We start from the raw sequence: 16,137 nt of genomic DNA, 5'->3' as shown, positions 1-16,137 counted from the left end.
GAGCAAGCCGGGACCGACGTACACTAAAAGCCGTCGACGACCATGCGGATCCGTGTCAGAGATCGCCAATCACAATCGTGCGCGTACCGGTTGGGACTGGGGCAATTGCTGGCGAAAGGTTCAGCGGCGTGGGCCGATTGAACACAGGCCATGGTGACCAATAATTGCCCGTGCCGGCCCTTTCGCTGCTGGAGGTATCGAGGGTATTTTTGGGGGTACATCACCGAGGTATCATCCAGCCTCACCCGGCCCGATTGGACTCACCCCCATGCCCGCATCGCATACCCGCCCCACCCCCGCGCCCCTGCTACGGCCCGGTGAAACCGTGGTGTTGTTCGATGGTGTGTGCAAACTGTGCAACGGTTGGGCACGCTTTCTGATTCGCCATGATCATTCGCGGCGGGTGCGGTTGGCGGCCGTGCAGTCGCCCGAAGGGCAGGCATTGCTAGCCTGGGCGGGGTTGCGGTTGGATCAGTTCGACACACTGGCCGTGATTCGCGACCGCCACTATTGGCTACGCTCGGAAGCGGTGTTCGAGGTTATCGGGCAACTGCCCGCCGCGTGGCGCACACTGCGGCTGTTGCGTGCCTTCCCACGGGGGCTGCGCGATTGGGCCTACGACCGTGTCGCGCGTAACCGCTATCGGCTCTTCGGCAAATACGACACCTGCCTGTTGCCGCCGCCGGACCACGAACAGCGCTTTTTGAAGGGGTCATCATGAACGCCTTGATACGTATCAACTGGATCGCTCGCAGTGGTCTGGCGTTCATGTTTGCGTACCATGGGCTCGTACCGAAGTTGCTGTGGCTGAGCACGGGCGAGCAGATGATGATCCAGGCCCATGGCATCGAGCAGGTGCAACTGTTCGCCACTCTGGCGGGATTTGGGGAGATGGCCCTGGCGCTGTGGATACTGCTTGCACCGCGTAATCCCTGGCCGATCGCAGTGGCTGCGGCAGCGCTGCTGGGGCTACTGGTGGATGTGGCGGTGTTCAGCCCGGGGTTGCTCAAGGAAGCATTCAATCCGGTGTCGCTGAATATGGCGGGATTGGCCTTGTGTGCGGTGGCCTGGAGTGCCAGGCGCTAAACCCTTCAGGCGTCTGCCATTGCCCCAATCAACTGCCACGGGGGCATTTTCGTGACCATGATGAGCACGATCACAAACATTCCCAGAAAGCCGAGTACGCCCATCCAGAACCATTTCCGGTACACCTCGCGGTAACCCTCCTCCAGTGCTGTATCGGCCTGTGCCGCCGTCGCCGCCATCTGCTGCAGGCGCTTTTGCAGCACCAGCACCGGTAGCCAGAGCGAGCCCACGCACAGGAAGATAACCAGCGAAGTCAGCACCCAGTGCGTGGTCACGCCGAGCCCGGAGAGATTGACCAGCAACAGGCCGGTGATGATCTGGATGACGCCCGCCGGCGTGGTGATCCAGGTATCGAACTGCACCACCATGCGCGCCACATGGGCAATCACGTGCGGGTTGGCCGTGCGGCTCGCGGCGATCAGGTAGAGGTACGACCCCATGCCGAAGCCGAACAGGAAAACTGCCGCGATCACGTGCAGGTATTTCAGACCCAGGTAGAGCATGGGTCAGCCCTGCCCGTCAGAGAAATGCACAGCCAGGTTCAGGTTGACCGGGTCGTTGATGGCGGCCATGTATTCATCGACGCTGATTTCGCCGACACACGGGCGGGCACCAGAATCAGGCACGTAGCCCTGGGCCATTTTTTTCGCCAAGGCGACGGCTGCACAGCTGGGAATTTCCGGGCCCTTGTCGTTCAAGGCGGTCAGTTGCACGGCCAGGGACAGTGGCTGCCCATCTATGCCAAGGCCGTGCACGTCGATGTACATCGCACTTTTGCCATCACCAAAGCGTTCAAACCAGGTGCCCAGGCGATGCAGGCGAGCGGCCCACACGGCGTGATTGCGCACGAGCCCAACGCGCAGCGCCTGAGCCAGCAGGCCATTGGCAACGCCGCCAAGCTTGAGCCCGGCACCCGCCTTGAAACGCAGGGTATGGGCGCCATAACGGCCGGCAAAGATGTCCATGTCGGGCACGTCAACGTTGGCCAGCACCCGCGTGCCAAGCTGGGGCAGCTTGCGCAGCGTGAGGTCCTGCCAGCCCTGCACCGGGTGTACCCTGCCATTTCTGAGTTGCTGGATCGGTTTGCCTGCGTAGGCGAGCACCCCCTCGACGGTCGACAACCCCGGCATTTTCGCCGAGGAGGAAATACCATGCTCGATCGTGTCAATGCGCATGAAACGATGGCGGTACTGGTCTATAAGGGCAGACGACAGCGTCGGCACCGAGCTGCAGCCACTCAGAATGGCCACGCCCGCCTGCCTGGCGCTGGCATCCAGCACGCCCACGCCGTTGACGAAGGTTCGGCAGTCAGCCAGGTCACAATAATTCACCGCCGCCTCGATACAGGCTTGGGCGACGGCATAGGATTGCCCCTGAAACGGGCCGCCGGTATGGATCACCAATTCGATGTTCATCGCCTGCAACACACTCGCGAAGCCGGCGCCCATGGCATCGCCACACCAACCTTCGCACGCAATGCCCGACGAGGTGTTCAACTCGTCCACCTTGCGTTGCACCTTATCCGGGTCGCGGCCGGAGACCACCAGCGCAATGTTCGGCGCACCCGCCAAGTGCCGGCAAACGATACTGCCGAAGTTGCCGTAGCCACCGATCACCATCACCTTGAGTGCCATTTCGTTCGTGTCCCTAAACCATCGATCGTGCGCCGCGCCTGGAGCAGCCTGGCGACTGAGGCGGCTAAAGATACTCGATTTCGCTAGCGGCCTGATGAGTGTTCAGCCGGGACTTCAGCTGGCTGGTATCAGATGCCCAACGAAGCAATCCCCCGGTCCACTGCATCGATGGCGCCCGCCAGGTAGCCTGGGAATTGAAGCGACCATTCGCTACCGACGCCGGTCAGCTGGCCCGCCCACGGCCCCGATGTTGCAGCCTGTGGCGCAGCAGCAGCATGCTGGGCAGTACCCACCCAGTCAGCCTCGACTGCCGTGAACGGATCCGCGGCCCAGTCCTTGATGAATTCCGCGGTTGGCAAAGCGGCCATCGGGCCAAACAGGCGCGCCAACTGGGCACGGCACAGGGCGAGCAGCTCCCGCTCGCCTAGCGCCCTGCGCGCAGTCGCCGGAACGCCTATGAACCCGAACAGTGCCGCCTGGCCGTTGGGAATGGATGCGTCGTGGATCTCCGCCATCGGGCCCACCGCGCTGCGCCCGGCACCAGACAAGCCTTGGTCACGCCAGAATGCAGTTTCATAGGTCGCGAAATACTTGGCGTGGGGCGCCATCCAGGTAGCGGATTGCTGCCAGCTTCGCGACAGCCCGTCCGGCAATGGCGGGGAGAAATCAATCGTGGCCTGGGCCAGCCGAGGTGGCAGTGCCAGCAGCACATGGGTAGCCTGCCATGTCGTTTCACCGCTTTGATCACCGTACGTGTCGACCTCGACACCCGCCTGCGTGCGGCGCAAACGGCGCACAATCTGCCCGGTCAGTATTCGCTGCGGATCAAGCCTGCGTTGCAGCGCCTCGATCAACGCGCCCATGCCACCGCTGATACGCATGGAGGCTGGTGCACTTCTATAACCGGGCATCCTCATGACCGGCCCCTGATTCGAGCGCTCGACAAGCATATCGCCCGTTTCATGCTGCTCGTAGTAACCGAGCCCAAGCGTTTCGACCAGCTGCACCAGCTGCTCCTGATACTCCGGCCAGAACCACGAGGGGCCGAAATCGAAAACGTCAGCCGTGGCAACGTTGCCAGGTTTCAGCGCTGCCATCTGCACGGATGACAGCGTCAGAACCCGCCCACCGGGTGATGGCCGGGCTTCGAAAATCCGGTAATCGGCAATGCCGACCTGTTCAAGCCTGTAGGCTGCATAAAGGCCGCTCAACCCTGCCCCCACGATGGCTATTTTTGCAGTTCTCATGGTTTGCTGTGCTCAAGCGTGCTAGGCAAGTGCCCGGTTTTGATGAACAGCGTCGCGCCCTCGGCACCACTGGTGATGACCGGGCGCAAGCCTGCGGGAAAACGCATCCAGCTGCCCTGGCTCAGTGATCGGTCGGGAATGTCTATCTGGCCATCGATTACCAGCAACTCAACGGCGGCATCTGTGTTGCTGAACACGGGCTGCCCCGCCGGCAGGCGTTCGAGCCACACCTGTTCATGGTGGTTTTCAAACAACGGGCAAACAGCTCGTCCATGTTCATGCCGCCATGCGTCGGCATTTCGGGTATCGACCCTCACCGGCTCTGACTCGTGCGCTTGCATCTGCCATAGCTTGACGAAAATGACTGCGCCCTCATGGCTGGAAGGCTGATGGCTGGAACCCGGCGGATTACGCAGGTAGAACCCGGCCGGATAGTGATTGCCGTCTTCGGAAAAGGTCCCCGAAAGCACGAAGATTTCCTCGCCACCGGGGTGAAGGTGACGCGGAAAACTGGAACGCGGTGCATAGCGCACAATGCTCGTCGCCCTGGCTTTTTCGCCACCGAGCCGATCCAGCATCACCCGTTCCACCCCACTCTGCGGCGAAGCCACCCAGTGGTAGTCGTCGCCGGCAACGGTGGCTGGCTGAGAGAAGTCTGCATTGACGAGCATGGGGCGATCTCCAGGGAACATGAAATGGGGCCGTGGCGGCCCCATCGGTGTCAGACTACAGGAAGCTGGGCGTGGGCCTCGAGGACACGCGCCGAGTACACCAGCGCTGCGCCAGCATTCAAGGCGATGGCAACGCCGAGCGCTTCAGTGATCTCTTCCTTCGAAGCGCCCAGTTCGACAGCCTTCTTGGTGTGTACGGTGATGCAACCATCGCAGCGGGTGGTGACCGCCACGGCCAGGGCAATCAGCTCGTGAATCTTCGGTTCCAGGTGGCCTGTCTTTGCCGCAGCACCATCAATGAGGCCCAGGCCCCGGGTAATGTCCGGGCTTTGCTTGGCCAGATCGCCCACACGCTCGAGCAGGTCGGTGCGATAACCATTCCAGTCTTTCATCATTTTCAATTACCTCAAGTGTTTGGCCAATTGCATCGGTGTGGGTCTGGTCAGTTGCGCCCGGCCATCACGCCGCCGTCGACATCCCAGATCGCCCCTGTCACCCAGCTGGATTTACCCGACAGCAGGAAGGCGACGACATCGGCGACTTCTTCGGGCGTGCCGACCCGGCCAATGGGGTGGAAGCTGTTGAAACCCTGCAGGGCACCATGAACTTCGGCCTTCGGAATGAACCCCTCATAGATCGGGGTTTGCACGACAGCTGGCGAAACGGCATTGACGCGAATGCCATGCGGCGCCAGCTCCATCGCCAGGTGCTGGGTCAGCGAGTGCAGACCCGCCTTGGCCATGGAGTACGCCGAAGAAGGTGTCGCGGCGATAGCCTGCTTTGCCCACATGGAGCCGATGTTGACGATGGCGCCGGGACGCTTGCCGGCCACCATGTTTGCAGCCACTTTCTGGGTGATGAAGAAAAACGCCCTGTTGAGCTTCATGTACTGGTCGAAGTCCGCGCCCTGATGTTCGAGAAAGGGCTTGGGGAAAAATACGCCGGCGGCGTTCACCAGAAGGTCGATATCCGCATGTTCCCTGCCGATGGTTTCGATCAGTTGATCCACGCCTTGCGCCTGGGAGAGGTCGGCGATCAGCACGGTCACTGAGCCGAGTTCTGAAAGCGCCTGGCGGGCCGCTTCTGCTTTTTCCGGGCGGTTACCGACAATGACGGCACTCCCGCCACCGGCCAGCACTTGACGTGCGACCTCCAGGCCCATTCCGCTGGTACCACCGACGACCAGCAATTTTTTACCGTTGAACGTGTTGCTCATAGCGCACCTCTTCGCACCTGACAGTTGCAGGTGATGATGGAAAGTTTTTCAATCTACCCAGGCGTGTTGTCCAGCTATTCAACGCTATGCTGTACCTGCCTTGACGCCGATTATTCGCGGCACGCGATGAAGCGACAAACGATATAAAATGTTCACGCGAGAAAGAAAAAGTTTATCGATATGAAGACGCCCATCTACCTCAACGCGCTGCGAGCCTTCGAGGCCAGCGCCCGTCACCAGAGCTTTTCGGCGGCTGCCGCTGAACTCAATGTCACACCGGCAGCCGTGGGCCAACTGGTCAGGTCGCTTGAGGACTGGCTTGGCATTGCGTTGTTTCACAGGGCCAATACCGGTCGCGTCAGGCTGGTTGCGACCGAAGCGGCCGAGCGGGCGCTACCGGACATACGGGCAGGGTTCGATCGCCTGACCCTGGGTTTCGAGCGGCTCAAGGAAGGCACCACTGCCGGTGCGCTTACCGTGACAGTGAGCCCGGCGTTCGCCGCGAAGTGGTTGCTGCCACGCATCGAGAGCTTCCATGCCCAGTGGCCAGATATGGACGTACGCCTGGACACCAACTTGCGGGTAGTGGACTTCGTGGCGCAGCGGATCGATATCGGTGTGCGTTACGGCGCCGGTATATGGCCGGGCCTGGTGGTGCAGAAGCTGATGGATGAAGAGGTCTACCCTGTCTGCTCGCCGAGCTTTCTACGCGACGCCTCCCGCCTGCAAACGCCGGAAGACCTCGGCCGCGAGACGCTGATCCACGACCAGTCGATGGATGACCGCTCTGATTTCCCAACCTGGACGGCCTGGGTGCAAAAGGCGCAAATCGGCTGTGTCGCCACTGCCCGGGCGCTGAAAATCAACAACTCCGCCGCGGTCCTGCAAGCGGCCATCGATGGCCAGGGCGTTGCACTGGCGCGTAGCGTCATGGCCCACGATGATGTGGCGGCGGGCAGATTGGTCCGGTTGTTCCCGCACATCAGGTTCCATTCAGCGTTGGCGTACTACGTGGTATACCGCCCCGAATCTGCAAGCCTGCCGAAAGTCACGGCATTTCGTGACTGGCTTCTGGACGCGGGTAAGAAGTGACTGCCATGCACCGGTAAGAAGGCTTTGCTCAGCCGGGAAACCTTAACTTTGACGGGCACGAAGAATAACTGGTTTGTTCCGCGCCCCCTCTATGAACGAGCATCTCAGGCCATGTCCTGTTCATTGGTGGAGTATTCATGAGCGAAGTCAGAGTTACCCCTTGGCACGATAACGACCCGGCGCCCGACGCCTTGCTCGCGGCAATGAAGGCGCGGCGACCTGGTGGTGAATTGATTGGAATCGACAGGGTATTGCTGCGCAGCTTTCCTCTGGCCACTGGCTGGAACGAGCTGCTCGGGCGTGTAAGGCGCGAGTTCGAGCTACCATTGGTCCATAGGGAAATGATCATGCTGCGCGTTGCCGCGCTCAATGCTGCTGAATTCGAGTGGGGGGTGCACTACCCCGCCTATCTGCAAGCAGGCGGCACCGAAGATAAAGCTGCCTGCCTGCGTGACTATGAGATAGCCGGAGTCTTCGATGAGCAAGAGTCGGCGTTACTGCGTCTGACCGATCAATCCACCCGCAACGTCGCGGTGAGCCTGCAGACAATGAACGAGGTGAAGGCGCTGTTCGGTGAGAAACTCACTGTCGAGGCTGTCGCAACAGTCGCGGCGTACAACATGGTGTCGCGCTTTCTTGTCGCCCTGCAAATCTGATCGATGCTCGACCACCTCGGGCTGACTGGAGTCTCCAGTCAGCCCGAATTTCAGCCGATATTGACCTTGATAGTGTTCTCCAGCCTGCCACCTGCCGACTCGACAATGTGTTCGAGTGTCACGGGGTGCTCCTTGTCGCATGAATGAATTTTGTTGGGATATGGATACAGCTCGCTCAGTCTGGCGGCGCCTGGGCGACAACGGTGCCCGCCTCCGCCAGCAACCATTCGCGAAACACACGTACGTGGGTGAGTTCACGATGAGCGGGCCGGTAAACGATGTAGTAAGCCTGCTGCAACGCCCATTCGCTCGGCCCTTCCAGCAGCGGCCTTATCAGGCGCCCGGCGTTGAGGTCGTCCTGCACCATCACGCTTCGCGCCAGCGCCAGGCCTTGCCGCTCGACCGCAGCCTGCAACACCGCTGCGGAGTTGTTGATTCGCAAGCCATGTGCGGCATTCACGTTGCGGTAGCCTGCGCGGTCGAGCCAGCTTCGCCACGTGGGGAATGCGGCGTCGTTGGCCATGGACAAGTCATGGATCAGCGTGCATTTGCTCAATGCGTCAGGCGCCAGCTGGCCGTTGCGCAGCAAGGGGTAGTCAGGCGCACAGACCGGAAACAGTGATTCACCCATGAGCTTTTCCGACGCAAGCCCCGACCATTGCCCGCTGCCATAACGAACACCGATATCAACGCGCTCCAGGGAGAAATCCAGCGAGCGCGAATCGGTGTCGAGCTGCACATCCAGGTCAGGATGCGCCTTCTGAAAGCCTTCAAGCCGAGGGACCAGCCACTTCGACGCGAATGCAGGGCTTACCGTTACGGTCAGTCCGGAATGCGCACTGGCTTCCTTCAATCGCGCCACTCCGATGGCCAGCCGATCGAATGCCGCACGGATGTCCGGCAAGGCCAGCTGCGCGTTCGCGGTCAGCTCGAGCTGGCCGGTCCCGCGACCGGCCCGAATGAACAACGTCGTGCCCAGCCAGGCTTCGAGGTTGCGCACTTGTTGACCCACCGCTGCCGCGGTGACGTTCAGCTCGACGGCAGCAGCCGTGAAGCTTCCATGCCTGGCGGATGCTTCGAAAGCCCTAAGTGCATTCAAGTAGGCTGGAGTCGCCATGTGTGTAATCTATTCCCCTTGAAAAATGGGCACAGTGGTCGACAAGGTGCCGGATTACCAAGCCGTCCCCGTCAACCCCAGGACGATGAACCCGACCAGGGCAATCCCCGCTGCCGTCAGGCAATACGGAAGCTGCGTCTTGATGTGGTCCATCATGTCATTGCCAGTGGCCGTCGCAGTTACGATCCCGGTATCGCTGATTGGCGACGCGGTATCGCCGAAGATGGCGCCCGAGATGGCAGCCCCTACCACCAGGTACGGGTCTGCACCGGAGGACACGGCCAACTGGATGCCAATCGGGATCATGATCGAGAAGGTGCCCCAGGATGTTCCCGTGGACAGAGAGATCAACGCCGCCACGACGAACACGAAAGCGGCCACCAGCCCGACCGGCATCAGCACGCTGAAGTGAGCCGAGAGGAACTGGCCAATCTGCAGTTGGCTGGACAGGTCACCAATCAGAAATGCCAAGGTCAGCACCACGACCAGCGGCACCATCGCTTGATAGCCATCGATCAGGTGGTTGATGTAGTCGCCGATACGCATCACGCGCTTGATCCACACGTAGTGGATACACCCGACGACCTGCCCAAAGATAACGGCCCACAGAATCGCCGTAGACGCCGAGCCGTCGGCGATTTCGCCCCTGCCGGTAATGAACAGGCCGACCGGAACAAAAAGAAAAAGCGACACCAGCGGAACCAGCAGATTGGAAACACCGGCCCCGGTCAGCGTTGGCTGCTCACCCACAGCGGCCAATGGCGTGGCCCCCTGGCGAAGCTCTACGCCCATGGCGGCGCGCTGTTTGGCCCGACGCATCGCGGGAAAGGCAAACGGCGTGAAGATGCTCAGCAACACCAGTGCAATACTTGCCCAGGCGAACAGGTTGTAGGCAATGGAATGCGCCAGAATATTGAAAGGATTGCCCGCGATGCTGCCGTTTTCGACCTGCACGGCTACGATCCCGAGCATCATTGCGCCCCAGCCATTGAACATCACCGATGACCAGGCACTGATCCCTGCGTTCTTCAGCACATACGCAACCTGCTCACGGGCAACGCGGTGCTTGCGCGTCAGCTCGACGGTGGCCGCCCCTGAGGTGAGCATGGCCAGGTAGCTGTCGATGAAAATCACCATGGCGAGCAGACCAGCCAACAGTTGAGTGCTGATCGGGCCGCGGATGATCTTCAGACGTTCGGAAATCAGGTTGACCAGGCCTTGCATCCCACCCGTGATCCTCGCCAGGTGGATCACGCCGCTGATCATGACGGTAAAAATCAGTGTCCTGACCACGCCGTCAGACTTGAACACATCGATAGCACCTTGTACCGAGTTTTCCAACCCCATGCCGATATGGAAGTTGGAAAGCACCAGAAACCCGGCCACACACCCCAGCATCAGAGAAAGGATTACCTGGCGGGTGAAGATCGCCAGGCAAATGGTTACCGCCGGGGAGAGTAGCCCCCATGCCCCTACTTCATGCATCGCAAAGACCTCAAGTTTTGTTCTTATTTACAAGGGAATGCAGCAAGCGTTCACTCAGGCGTCTGCCTGCCTGAGTGACCAGATGTAGCCCAGAAGGCCGAGAACGGGGCCCGGTACCAGGATCCACAGCGCGTCGATTCCGACACGTTCGAACAGCCACGTGGTACACGCGATGGACACCACGGTGATGGCGAAGCCGATGCTGTTTTGAATCGCCAGCGCACTGCCTACGGCATCGCGAGGGCAGGCTTTCGCAGCCAGGGCCGAGAACTGTGGCGAGTCGGCCACTACACTGGCCCCCCAAAGGGCCAGCAAAGCGAACAAGCCGCAAGGCTGAAGTTGTGTGTGGAGCAGAATAAATAGAAGGCCGCAGGCGCCCGATGTACCGAGGGCAGCCAGCGCGACCCGGTCACTGCCGATACGTTGGGATAGGAGCCCGCCGAGCAACGAACCCACGGCTCCAAACGCCATGATGCAGAACGACAGGCCCGCCACACCCAACACGGGATAGGCTTGATCCAATGCCGAGCGGCTAACGATCAGCGGCACGACGGTCCAGAAGGCGTACAACTCCCACATGTGCCCGAAGTACCCCATGGTCGCGGCACGGAAACGGCTGATCCTGAATGCGCCCAGAATAGCCCCTGCCCGCTTGGCGTTGGCCGAGATGCCCGGCTGCCCACTGCGGTCGTGTGGTCCATCGCCAAGCAGAGCGATCAACATCGCTCCGGCCAACGCCAGCACGGACGATGCGGTAATGATGAGTTGCCACGACCAGTCGGCCCCCACCAGGCGCAAAGCGTGGGGCAAGGCCGTACCCAAGGTCAGCATCGCCACCAGTTGCGCCAGGGCAAGCCCGGTGCGCTCAGGAGCCCAGCCGACAATCAGCTTCATGCCCATGGGATAGACCCCGGCCAGGGTCACACCGACGCAGAAGCGCAGCGCCGCGCCCAACACCAGGCCATCCGCCATCCAGGCGAATGCCAGGTTGAACACTGCCCCGGCAATGGCACAACAGAAAAACAGCGAACTGGCGCGGTAGCGGTCGGCAGCACCACTGAGCGACAGGCTCAAGGTGCCAATGATAAAACCGAGCTGCACCGCATTGGTGAGCCAACCGATATCGGCGGCGGACGCCTGCCAGGCGCTCATCAGCGATGCGGCTGCGCCGTTGGCGCTGAACCACAGCGAGGTACCGAACAACTGCGCAATGGCGATGACCGCCACTGGGCTCAACCACTTCAGCAACAACCCGCGAAGCCCCTGAGGGGTTGCGGTGACGATTACGCTCATCTGGAAATCCCCGTGGCGAGGGTGCACAACAGCCGGCCGGCCCGTTTCCAGGCCAGCCTGCCAAGGTTGCATCAATGTGCTGTCGAGTGGTTCAGTGCGTGGCCAGGCCAGTCAGCCAGCGGCTATCACGCGGTGAAGGGCGACGGTGCAGGCGTTGGTCGAGCAGCGCCCGTGCCTTCTCGGACTCACCCGCACGCATCAGCGAAACCAGCAATGTGTCCTGCACGATCTCGCGCTGTGCGCCACTGCCGCCGATCCGCACGACCTCGTGGGCGACTGGCTCGAGAATGCGCGCACAGTCGGTGTAATGCCCCTCGGCAAATGCCATCACGGCGTGACAAAGCGCAGGCACTACCGGCCCTGCCTTGAGTTTCCCATCGTTCACCAGTGCGGCCAATGCGCCAGCGCGTTGCTCCAACGAACGCTGATCACCCGTCGCGGCTGCCAACAGCGCCATATGGAAATCGGCGAACGGGAAGCCGGGTTGCTGGAAGTAGTTGGAGGCATATCGCGCCGCGTCTTCCCACAGGCTGGCTGGCACCTGGTGCCCGTAAGCCTGCATGCGCCACAGGAACGACGAGGTATCACTGATGACGTTGATCGGCAGCCCGGTAGCCACAGCCGGGGCGACGTTTTCGGCGTACAGGCCGAGCGCAGTCTCCACATCGTCGCGCTCCAGGGCGATCAGGGCACCGTGCCAGGCGATATGGTTGTGCAGGGTACCGCTGCGGTCATAGCCTGGCAGCCATTCCTTGATGACCTGGCCTGCTTCATCGTTGGCGCCTGCCTCGTACAGCACATGGGCCACGGCGTGCACGCAGTTCACGTTGTTGCGGCGCAGTTCGAGCGAGCGCTGGGTCAGTGCACGGCCCAACGCGACATCGCCGTTCTCGCCATGCGCCCAGCCACGGTAATTGAGGAACCACCAGTCGTTCTCGGGGAAATGACGCGCGTGACGCTCACACAGTTCGACCCGCGCCTTGTCGTGATCCGCCATGCCGGAGAACGCGAACAGGCCGAAAGCGCCCAGTGGCAGCGACATGATCACAATGTCCAGCGGCCACTGATCCAGGTGCTGCAGCGCATTGGCCAGCGCTTTGGCCGGCTCGCCGTTGATCACGAAGGACAGGGTCTGCACGTGGCTACGCTCACGCTCGGTGCCCTTGAGTTGAACCAGTTCACTGGCCTTGGCGATCTTGGCTTTGGCCTCGGCGATTTCGGTGCGCACCGCGTGAAAACGCGCACGCGCAGCGTAGGCCATGGCAAATTCAGGGTCGGCCGCAATGGCCTCGTCCAGTGTTTCCGCCACGCCTGTCCACAGTGAGAGCAACAGATCCACGCCTGTACGGTAGCGCTCGGCCGCTGCCTCGGATGCGGTCGAAAGGGGCATGTTGTAACGGTCGACACAGGCCATGGTTTTTGCAACTCCTATTATGGGTTGAAGCTAAAGGGCACGAGATGGCCGCTTTTGTGAATAACCCTGTGCGCGGCAGGCGGGCCATCTCGTGCCAGCATTAGAACCCATTCAGCGGTGGCAGGCTTTCGACTACCTGCCATACGATGTAGAACAAAAGACATCTGCGTGTTTATCATGAGCAAACTTGCACAGCGCATGAAAACGGCTCCGGTTGCTGCCTTTCCCCCTTTGCCATCATGCACGCCTCAATCGCACAGCACACGAGTTCGACGATGAACTGGGACATAATCGAAGCCCCCCACAACCTGCCACCGCCGGACCCACTGAAAGTCCGTGCTCAGTCGATCCCTGCGCGACACAGTTTTCCGGAACACTCACATGAGTGGCACCAGATGGTCTATGCCATCTCCGGTGTGCTGACGGTCACGACCCGGGCAGGCTCGTTCGTGATTTCTCCTGAGCAGGCGGCCTGGCTCCCGACCGGCCTGGATCACAAAGTGGGCTCGATGTTCGGTGCAGAGTTTCGCAGCCTGTGGATCGACCAGCGCATCGCATCGGGCCTGCCAGCCGACCAGCCGACGCTTTTCGCGGTGTCGCCGCTGCTGCGGGCGCTGATCGTGGAAGCCGCTCGTATCGAAAGCGAACACGATGACGACGGTTACGCGGCGCGCATCACGCAGCTGATCCTCGATCAGTTGCAACGCACCACCCCGATCTCGACCGCCTTGCCCTGGCCGACCAGCCCTGCCCTGGTCAGCCTGTGCGAGACGCTCTATGCCGAGCCTGCCGACGCCACCGAGATGGAGGCGTGGGCGCGCACCCTGGGGATGTCCGAGCGCACCCTGGCCCGGCGCTTTCTCGCCGAAACCGGCATGAGCCTGCGCAGCTGGCGCCGGCGCCTGCGATTGTTCAGGGCGATCGAGATGCTCGGCAGCGGCCTGGATGTGACACGCACTGCACTGGAGCTGGGGTATGGCTCAACGTCCGCCTTCATCTATGCCTTTCGTCAGGAGCTGGGCAGCAGCCCGCAGGCTTACATGAAGGGCGAGTCTGCTAACGGTGGTACCTGAGGGAAAGATTTTCTTGCGGCCCATCACATATTTTCTGCTTTGCGTGCAGGTGATTGCGCTATCGACAATGCCCCGTGCGCGTCTTATCTGAAATATCTGGAAACCGTGATGCCTCTATCTAGATTCAACCCCAATGTCTGGCGGCTGACCATCGCCCAGGCGCTGTCAGGCGCCAACTCCGTGGTGGTGTATGCGACGGGCGCCATCATCGGCAACATGCTCGCCCCTACCCCGTCACTTGCGACGTTGCCGATCTCGGTATTCGTCATCGGCATGGCCTTGGTGACCCTGCCCATCGGCATGGTAGCCCGGCGCTGGGGCCGAACGGTGGCCTTCATGATCGGCAACGCCTGCGGTGCGGTCATGGGGCTGCTGGCTGCGTATGCGCTGACCGTTGGCTCGTTCGCGCTGTTCTGCGCGGCGATGTTGTTCGGCGGCGCCTACGCCGCTGTGGTGCTGACATTCCGCTTCGCCGCAGCCGAATGCGTCGAGCCACAGGAACGTCCCAAGGCGCTGTCGACGGTGCTTGCCGGCGGCGTGGTCGCCGGGGTGCTGGGGCCGCAGCTGGTCAGCGCCACCATGGGGCTCGCCAGCCAGGCGTATGTCGTCACCTACGTTGCCGCGGCGGCGGTTGCGGCGCTGTCTGCCCTGGTGCTCGTTGGCGTACGGTTCAAGCGTGCGCCTGCGCAAGCGGCGGCCCAGCCCGCTGGCAACGTCATGCCCATCGTGGGCCAGCCACGGTTTCTGGTCGCCATGCTGTGTGGCGTGGTCAGCTACATGATGATGAATTTCATGATGACCTCGGCGCCACTGGCCATGGACCTGTGCGGGATCGACAGGACACACACGAACACCGGCATAGAAATGCATGTGATCGCCATGTACGCGCCGAGCTTTTTCACCGGCCGACTGATCAGCCGCTTCGGCGCGCCCTTGATCATCCAGTGCGGCCTGCTGCTGATCGGTTTGGCGGCCTTGGCCGGCATGTCGGGCATGAGCGTCGGCCATTTCTGGCTGGCCCTGGTGCTGCTCGGCATTGGCTGGAATTTTGGATTCCTCGGTGCCTCAGCACTGGTGCTGACGTGCCACGCGCCTGAAGAAGGCGCCAAGGTTCAAGCCATCAATGACTTCGTGGTGTTCGGCACGATGGTGATGGGGTCGTTTCTCTCTGGCGGGCTGCTCGACGCATTCGGATGGAGCACGGTTTCCGGCCTGATCCTGGTACCCGTTGTGCTGGCGATGGCCAGTTTGTCGTGGCTGCAACGCTCACAACGCAACGCGCAGGTGCGCAGCGCGGTGTAAGTCGGTGAAAGGAAATGCGCCCATGTGCCGCTCCTATCGCCGAAAAAAGCGAGGAGAGGGACGTACCCACCTCCTCGGAACGTGATGACGCCAGAGATACTGCTGAATCAGTGCCTGAGGATCTGGCTCAGGAATGCCCTGGAACGCTCGGACTGCGGGTTACTGAAGAACGCCTTGGGTTCGTTCTGCTCCACGATCTGCCCTTGGTCCATGAAGATCACCCGGTTGGCCACCGCCTGGGCAAAGCCCATTTCATGGGTGACGCAGAGCATGGTCATGCCCTCCTCCGCCAGCTGGATCATGGTATCGAGTACTTCCTTGATCATTTCAGGGTCCAGCGCGGAGGTAGGCTCATCGAACAGCATGACCCGGGGGTTCATGCACAAGGCGCGGGCGATCGCCACACGCTGCTGCTGACCACCCGAGAGTTGCCCCGGGAACTTGTGCGCATGCTCGGGAATGCGCACCTTGGCCAGGTAATGCATGGCCAGCTCCTCGGCCTGCTTGCGCGGCACTTGGCGCACCCAGATCGGCGCCAGCGTGCAGTTCTCCAGGATGGTCAGGTGCGGGAACAGGTTGAAGTGCTGGAACACCATGCCCACTTCCTGGCGCACTTCGTCGATCTTGCGCAGGTCGCTGGTCAGCTCGGTGCCGTCCACGACGATACGCCCCTGCTGGAACTCTTCCAGGCGGTTGATGCAGCGGATCATCGTCGACTTGCCGGAGCCCGAAGGGCCGCAGATCACGATGCGCTCACCGCGCACAACCGTCAGGTTGATATCGCGCAAGGCATGGTAGTTGCCATACCACTTGTTCATGCCGCTGATTTGAATCGCGACTTCCTGGGTGGA

General features: G+C 61.4%; 17 protein-coding genes. 6 read left to right on the top strand and 11 right to left on the bottom strand.

Translation table 11 applies throughout. The annotated features are described in order from the left end of the window. The first annotated feature begins 268 nt into the window (after window positions 1–268). Both F3J44_RS13795 and F3J44_RS13790 read left to right on the top strand, forming a co-directional pair. A complete protein-coding gene (locus F3J44_RS13795; RefSeq protein ID WP_167273190.1) occupies window positions 269–721 on the top strand; it encodes a thiol-disulfide oxidoreductase DCC family protein in 453 nt (150 codons plus the stop codon). Beyond that, on the top strand, window positions 718–1,086 hold the full coding sequence (locus F3J44_RS13790) for a DoxX-like family protein (protein WP_167273188.1): 369 nt from the start codon (window positions 718–720) through the stop codon (window positions 1,084–1,086). Before F3J44_RS13795 ends, F3J44_RS13790 begins: the two co-directional genes overlap by 4 nt. Before the next feature lie 5 nt (window positions 1,087–1,091). Here F3J44_RS13790 and F3J44_RS13785 read toward each other — a convergent pair whose 3' ends face one another. From F3J44_RS13785 to F3J44_RS13760, 6 genes are all read right to left on the bottom strand, one after another. Then, window positions 1,092–1,589: a DUF2269 domain-containing protein gene (locus tag F3J44_RS13785; protein ID WP_167273185.1), complete on the bottom strand. Its 498-nt coding sequence runs from the start codon at window positions 1,587–1,589 to the stop codon at window positions 1,092–1,094. Window positions 1,590–1,592: 3 nt separating this feature from the next. Then, a complete protein-coding gene (locus F3J44_RS13780) occupies window positions 1,593–2,720 on the bottom strand; it encodes a saccharopine dehydrogenase family protein (RefSeq protein WP_167273184.1) in 1,128 nt (375 codons plus the stop codon). Between the two features lie 128 nt (window positions 2,721–2,848). After that, the gene (locus F3J44_RS13775; protein ID WP_167273181.1) at window positions 2,849–3,967 is read right to left on the bottom strand and encodes an FAD-dependent oxidoreductase; all 1,119 of its coding nucleotides are present in this window, start codon (window positions 3,965–3,967) and stop codon (window positions 2,849–2,851) included. Next, on the bottom strand, window positions 3,964–4,638 hold the full coding sequence (locus F3J44_RS13770) for a cupin domain-containing protein (protein WP_167273179.1): 675 nt from the start codon (window positions 4,636–4,638) through the stop codon (window positions 3,964–3,966). The genes F3J44_RS13775 and F3J44_RS13770 overlap by 4 nt, the downstream gene beginning before the upstream one ends. A gap of 50 nt (window positions 4,639–4,688) precedes the next feature. Next, a complete protein-coding gene (locus tag F3J44_RS13765) occupies window positions 4,689–5,030 on the bottom strand; it encodes a carboxymuconolactone decarboxylase family protein (RefSeq protein WP_205299894.1) in 342 nt (113 codons plus the stop codon). Between the two features lie 50 nt (window positions 5,031–5,080). After that, the gene (locus F3J44_RS13760; RefSeq protein WP_167273174.1) at window positions 5,081–5,854 is read right to left on the bottom strand and encodes an SDR family NAD(P)-dependent oxidoreductase; all 774 of its coding nucleotides are present in this window, start codon (window positions 5,852–5,854) and stop codon (window positions 5,081–5,083) included. Between the two features lie 180 nt (window positions 5,855–6,034). Between F3J44_RS13760 and gcvA (F3J44_RS13755) the strand changes: the two genes are divergently transcribed. Both gcvA (F3J44_RS13755) and F3J44_RS13750 read left to right on the top strand, forming a co-directional pair. Continuing rightward, window positions 6,035–6,946 (top strand): transcriptional regulator GcvA, encoded by a 912-nt coding sequence (gene gcvA, locus F3J44_RS13755; RefSeq protein WP_167273173.1) that lies wholly within the window; start codon window positions 6,035–6,037, stop codon window positions 6,944–6,946. A gap of 137 nt (window positions 6,947–7,083) precedes the next feature. Continuing rightward, window positions 7,084–7,602 (top strand): carboxymuconolactone decarboxylase family protein, encoded by a 519-nt coding sequence (locus tag F3J44_RS13750; RefSeq protein WP_167273171.1) that lies wholly within the window; start codon window positions 7,084–7,086, stop codon window positions 7,600–7,602. Between the two features lie 175 nt (window positions 7,603–7,777). Here F3J44_RS13750 and gcvA (F3J44_RS13745) read toward each other — a convergent pair whose 3' ends face one another. The 4 genes from gcvA (F3J44_RS13745) to F3J44_RS13730 form a co-directional block, all read right to left on the bottom strand. Continuing rightward, complete coding sequence (gcvA, locus tag F3J44_RS13745) at window positions 7,778–8,719, bottom strand: transcriptional regulator GcvA (protein WP_167273169.1); 942 nt, start codon at window positions 8,717–8,719, stop codon at window positions 7,778–7,780. Between the two features lie 54 nt (window positions 8,720–8,773). Then, the gene (locus F3J44_RS13740; RefSeq protein ID WP_167273167.1) at window positions 8,774–10,204 is read right to left on the bottom strand and encodes a Na+/H+ antiporter NhaC family protein; all 1,431 of its coding nucleotides are present in this window, start codon (window positions 10,202–10,204) and stop codon (window positions 8,774–8,776) included. Window positions 10,205–10,258: 54 nt separating this feature from the next. After that, the gene (locus F3J44_RS13735; protein ID WP_167273166.1) at window positions 10,259–11,497 is read right to left on the bottom strand and encodes an MFS transporter; all 1,239 of its coding nucleotides are present in this window, start codon (window positions 11,495–11,497) and stop codon (window positions 10,259–10,261) included. A gap of 91 nt (window positions 11,498–11,588) precedes the next feature. Continuing rightward, window positions 11,589–12,887, bottom strand: coding sequence for a tetratricopeptide repeat protein (locus F3J44_RS13730; RefSeq protein WP_205299880.1), 1,299 nt, complete (start codon window positions 12,885–12,887; stop codon window positions 11,589–11,591). A 299-nt stretch (window positions 12,888–13,186) separates the two neighbouring features. Between F3J44_RS13730 and F3J44_RS13725 the strand changes: the two genes are divergently transcribed. Then, window positions 13,187–13,984: a helix-turn-helix domain-containing protein gene (locus F3J44_RS13725; RefSeq protein WP_167273161.1), complete on the top strand. Its 798-nt coding sequence runs from the start codon at window positions 13,187–13,189 to the stop codon at window positions 13,982–13,984. Window positions 13,985–14,092: 108 nt separating this feature from the next. Next, on the top strand, window positions 14,093–15,286 hold the full coding sequence (locus tag F3J44_RS13720) for an MFS transporter (RefSeq protein ID WP_167273625.1): 1,194 nt from the start codon (window positions 14,093–14,095) through the stop codon (window positions 15,284–15,286). Between the two features lie 107 nt (window positions 15,287–15,393). Here the strand turns inward: F3J44_RS13720 and F3J44_RS13715 are convergent, their stop codons facing one another. Beyond that, window positions 15,394–16,104 (bottom strand): amino acid ABC transporter ATP-binding protein, encoded by a 711-nt coding sequence (locus F3J44_RS13715; protein WP_240158371.1) that lies wholly within the window; start codon window positions 16,102–16,104, stop codon window positions 15,394–15,396. Window positions 16,105–16,137 lie beyond the last annotated feature (33 nt).

The organism is Pantoea sp. Tr-811 (assembly GCF_011752535.1).
Classification (GTDB): domain Bacteria; phylum Pseudomonadota; class Gammaproteobacteria; order Pseudomonadales; family Pseudomonadaceae; genus Aquipseudomonas.
Note: the sequence above shows the minus strand (reverse complement) of the source record. Positions and strands in the feature narration are given on the sequence as shown.

Coding starts and splice junctions, on each gene's coding strand:
- F3J44_RS13730 (WP_205299880.1), bottom strand. CDS start 12,887: ATGCCCCTTTCGACCGCATCCGAGGCAGCGGCCGAGCGCTACCGTACA.
- F3J44_RS13790 (WP_167273188.1), top strand. CDS start 718: ATGAACGCCTTGATACGTATCAACTGGATCGCTCGCAGTGGTCTGGCG.
- F3J44_RS13750 (WP_167273171.1), top strand. CDS start 7,084: ATGAGCGAAGTCAGAGTTACCCCTTGGCACGATAACGACCCGGCGCCC.
- F3J44_RS13760 (WP_167273174.1), bottom strand. CDS start 5,854: ATGAGCAACACGTTCAACGGTAAAAAATTGCTGGTCGTCGGTGGTACC.
- F3J44_RS13720 (WP_167273625.1), top strand. CDS start 14,093: ATGCCTCTATCTAGATTCAACCCCAATGTCTGGCGGCTGACCATCGCC.
- gcvA (WP_167273173.1), top strand. CDS start 6,035: ATGAAGACGCCCATCTACCTCAACGCGCTGCGAGCCTTCGAGGCCAGC.
- F3J44_RS13785 (WP_167273185.1), bottom strand. CDS start 1,589: ATGCTCTACCTGGGTCTGAAATACCTGCACGTGATCGCGGCAGTTTTC.
- F3J44_RS13725 (WP_167273161.1), top strand. CDS start 13,187: ATGAACTGGGACATAATCGAAGCCCCCCACAACCTGCCACCGCCGGAC.
- gcvA (WP_167273169.1), bottom strand. CDS start 8,719: ATGGCGACTCCAGCCTACTTGAATGCACTTAGGGCTTTCGAAGCATCC.
- F3J44_RS13740 (WP_167273167.1), bottom strand. CDS start 10,204: ATGCATGAAGTAGGGGCATGGGGGCTACTCTCCCCGGCGGTAACCATT.
- F3J44_RS13735 (WP_167273166.1), bottom strand. CDS start 11,497: ATGAGCGTAATCGTCACCGCAACCCCTCAGGGGCTTCGCGGGTTGTTG.
- F3J44_RS13775 (WP_167273181.1), bottom strand. CDS start 3,967: ATGAGAACTGCAAAAATAGCCATCGTGGGGGCAGGGTTGAGCGGCCTT.
- F3J44_RS13770 (WP_167273179.1), bottom strand. CDS start 4,638: ATGCTCGTCAATGCAGACTTCTCTCAGCCAGCCACCGTTGCCGGCGAC.
- F3J44_RS13795 (WP_167273190.1), top strand. CDS start 269: ATGCCCGCATCGCATACCCGCCCCACCCCCGCGCCCCTGCTACGGCCC.
- F3J44_RS13765 (WP_205299894.1), bottom strand. CDS start 5,030: ATGAAAGACTGGAATGGTTATCGCACCGACCTGCTCGAGCGTGTGGGC.
- F3J44_RS13780 (WP_167273184.1), bottom strand. CDS start 2,720: ATGGCACTCAAGGTGATGGTGATCGGTGGCTACGGCAACTTCGGCAGT.
- F3J44_RS13715 (WP_240158371.1), bottom strand. CDS start 16,104: ATGAACAAGTGGTATGGCAACTACCATGCCTTGCGCGATATCAACCTG.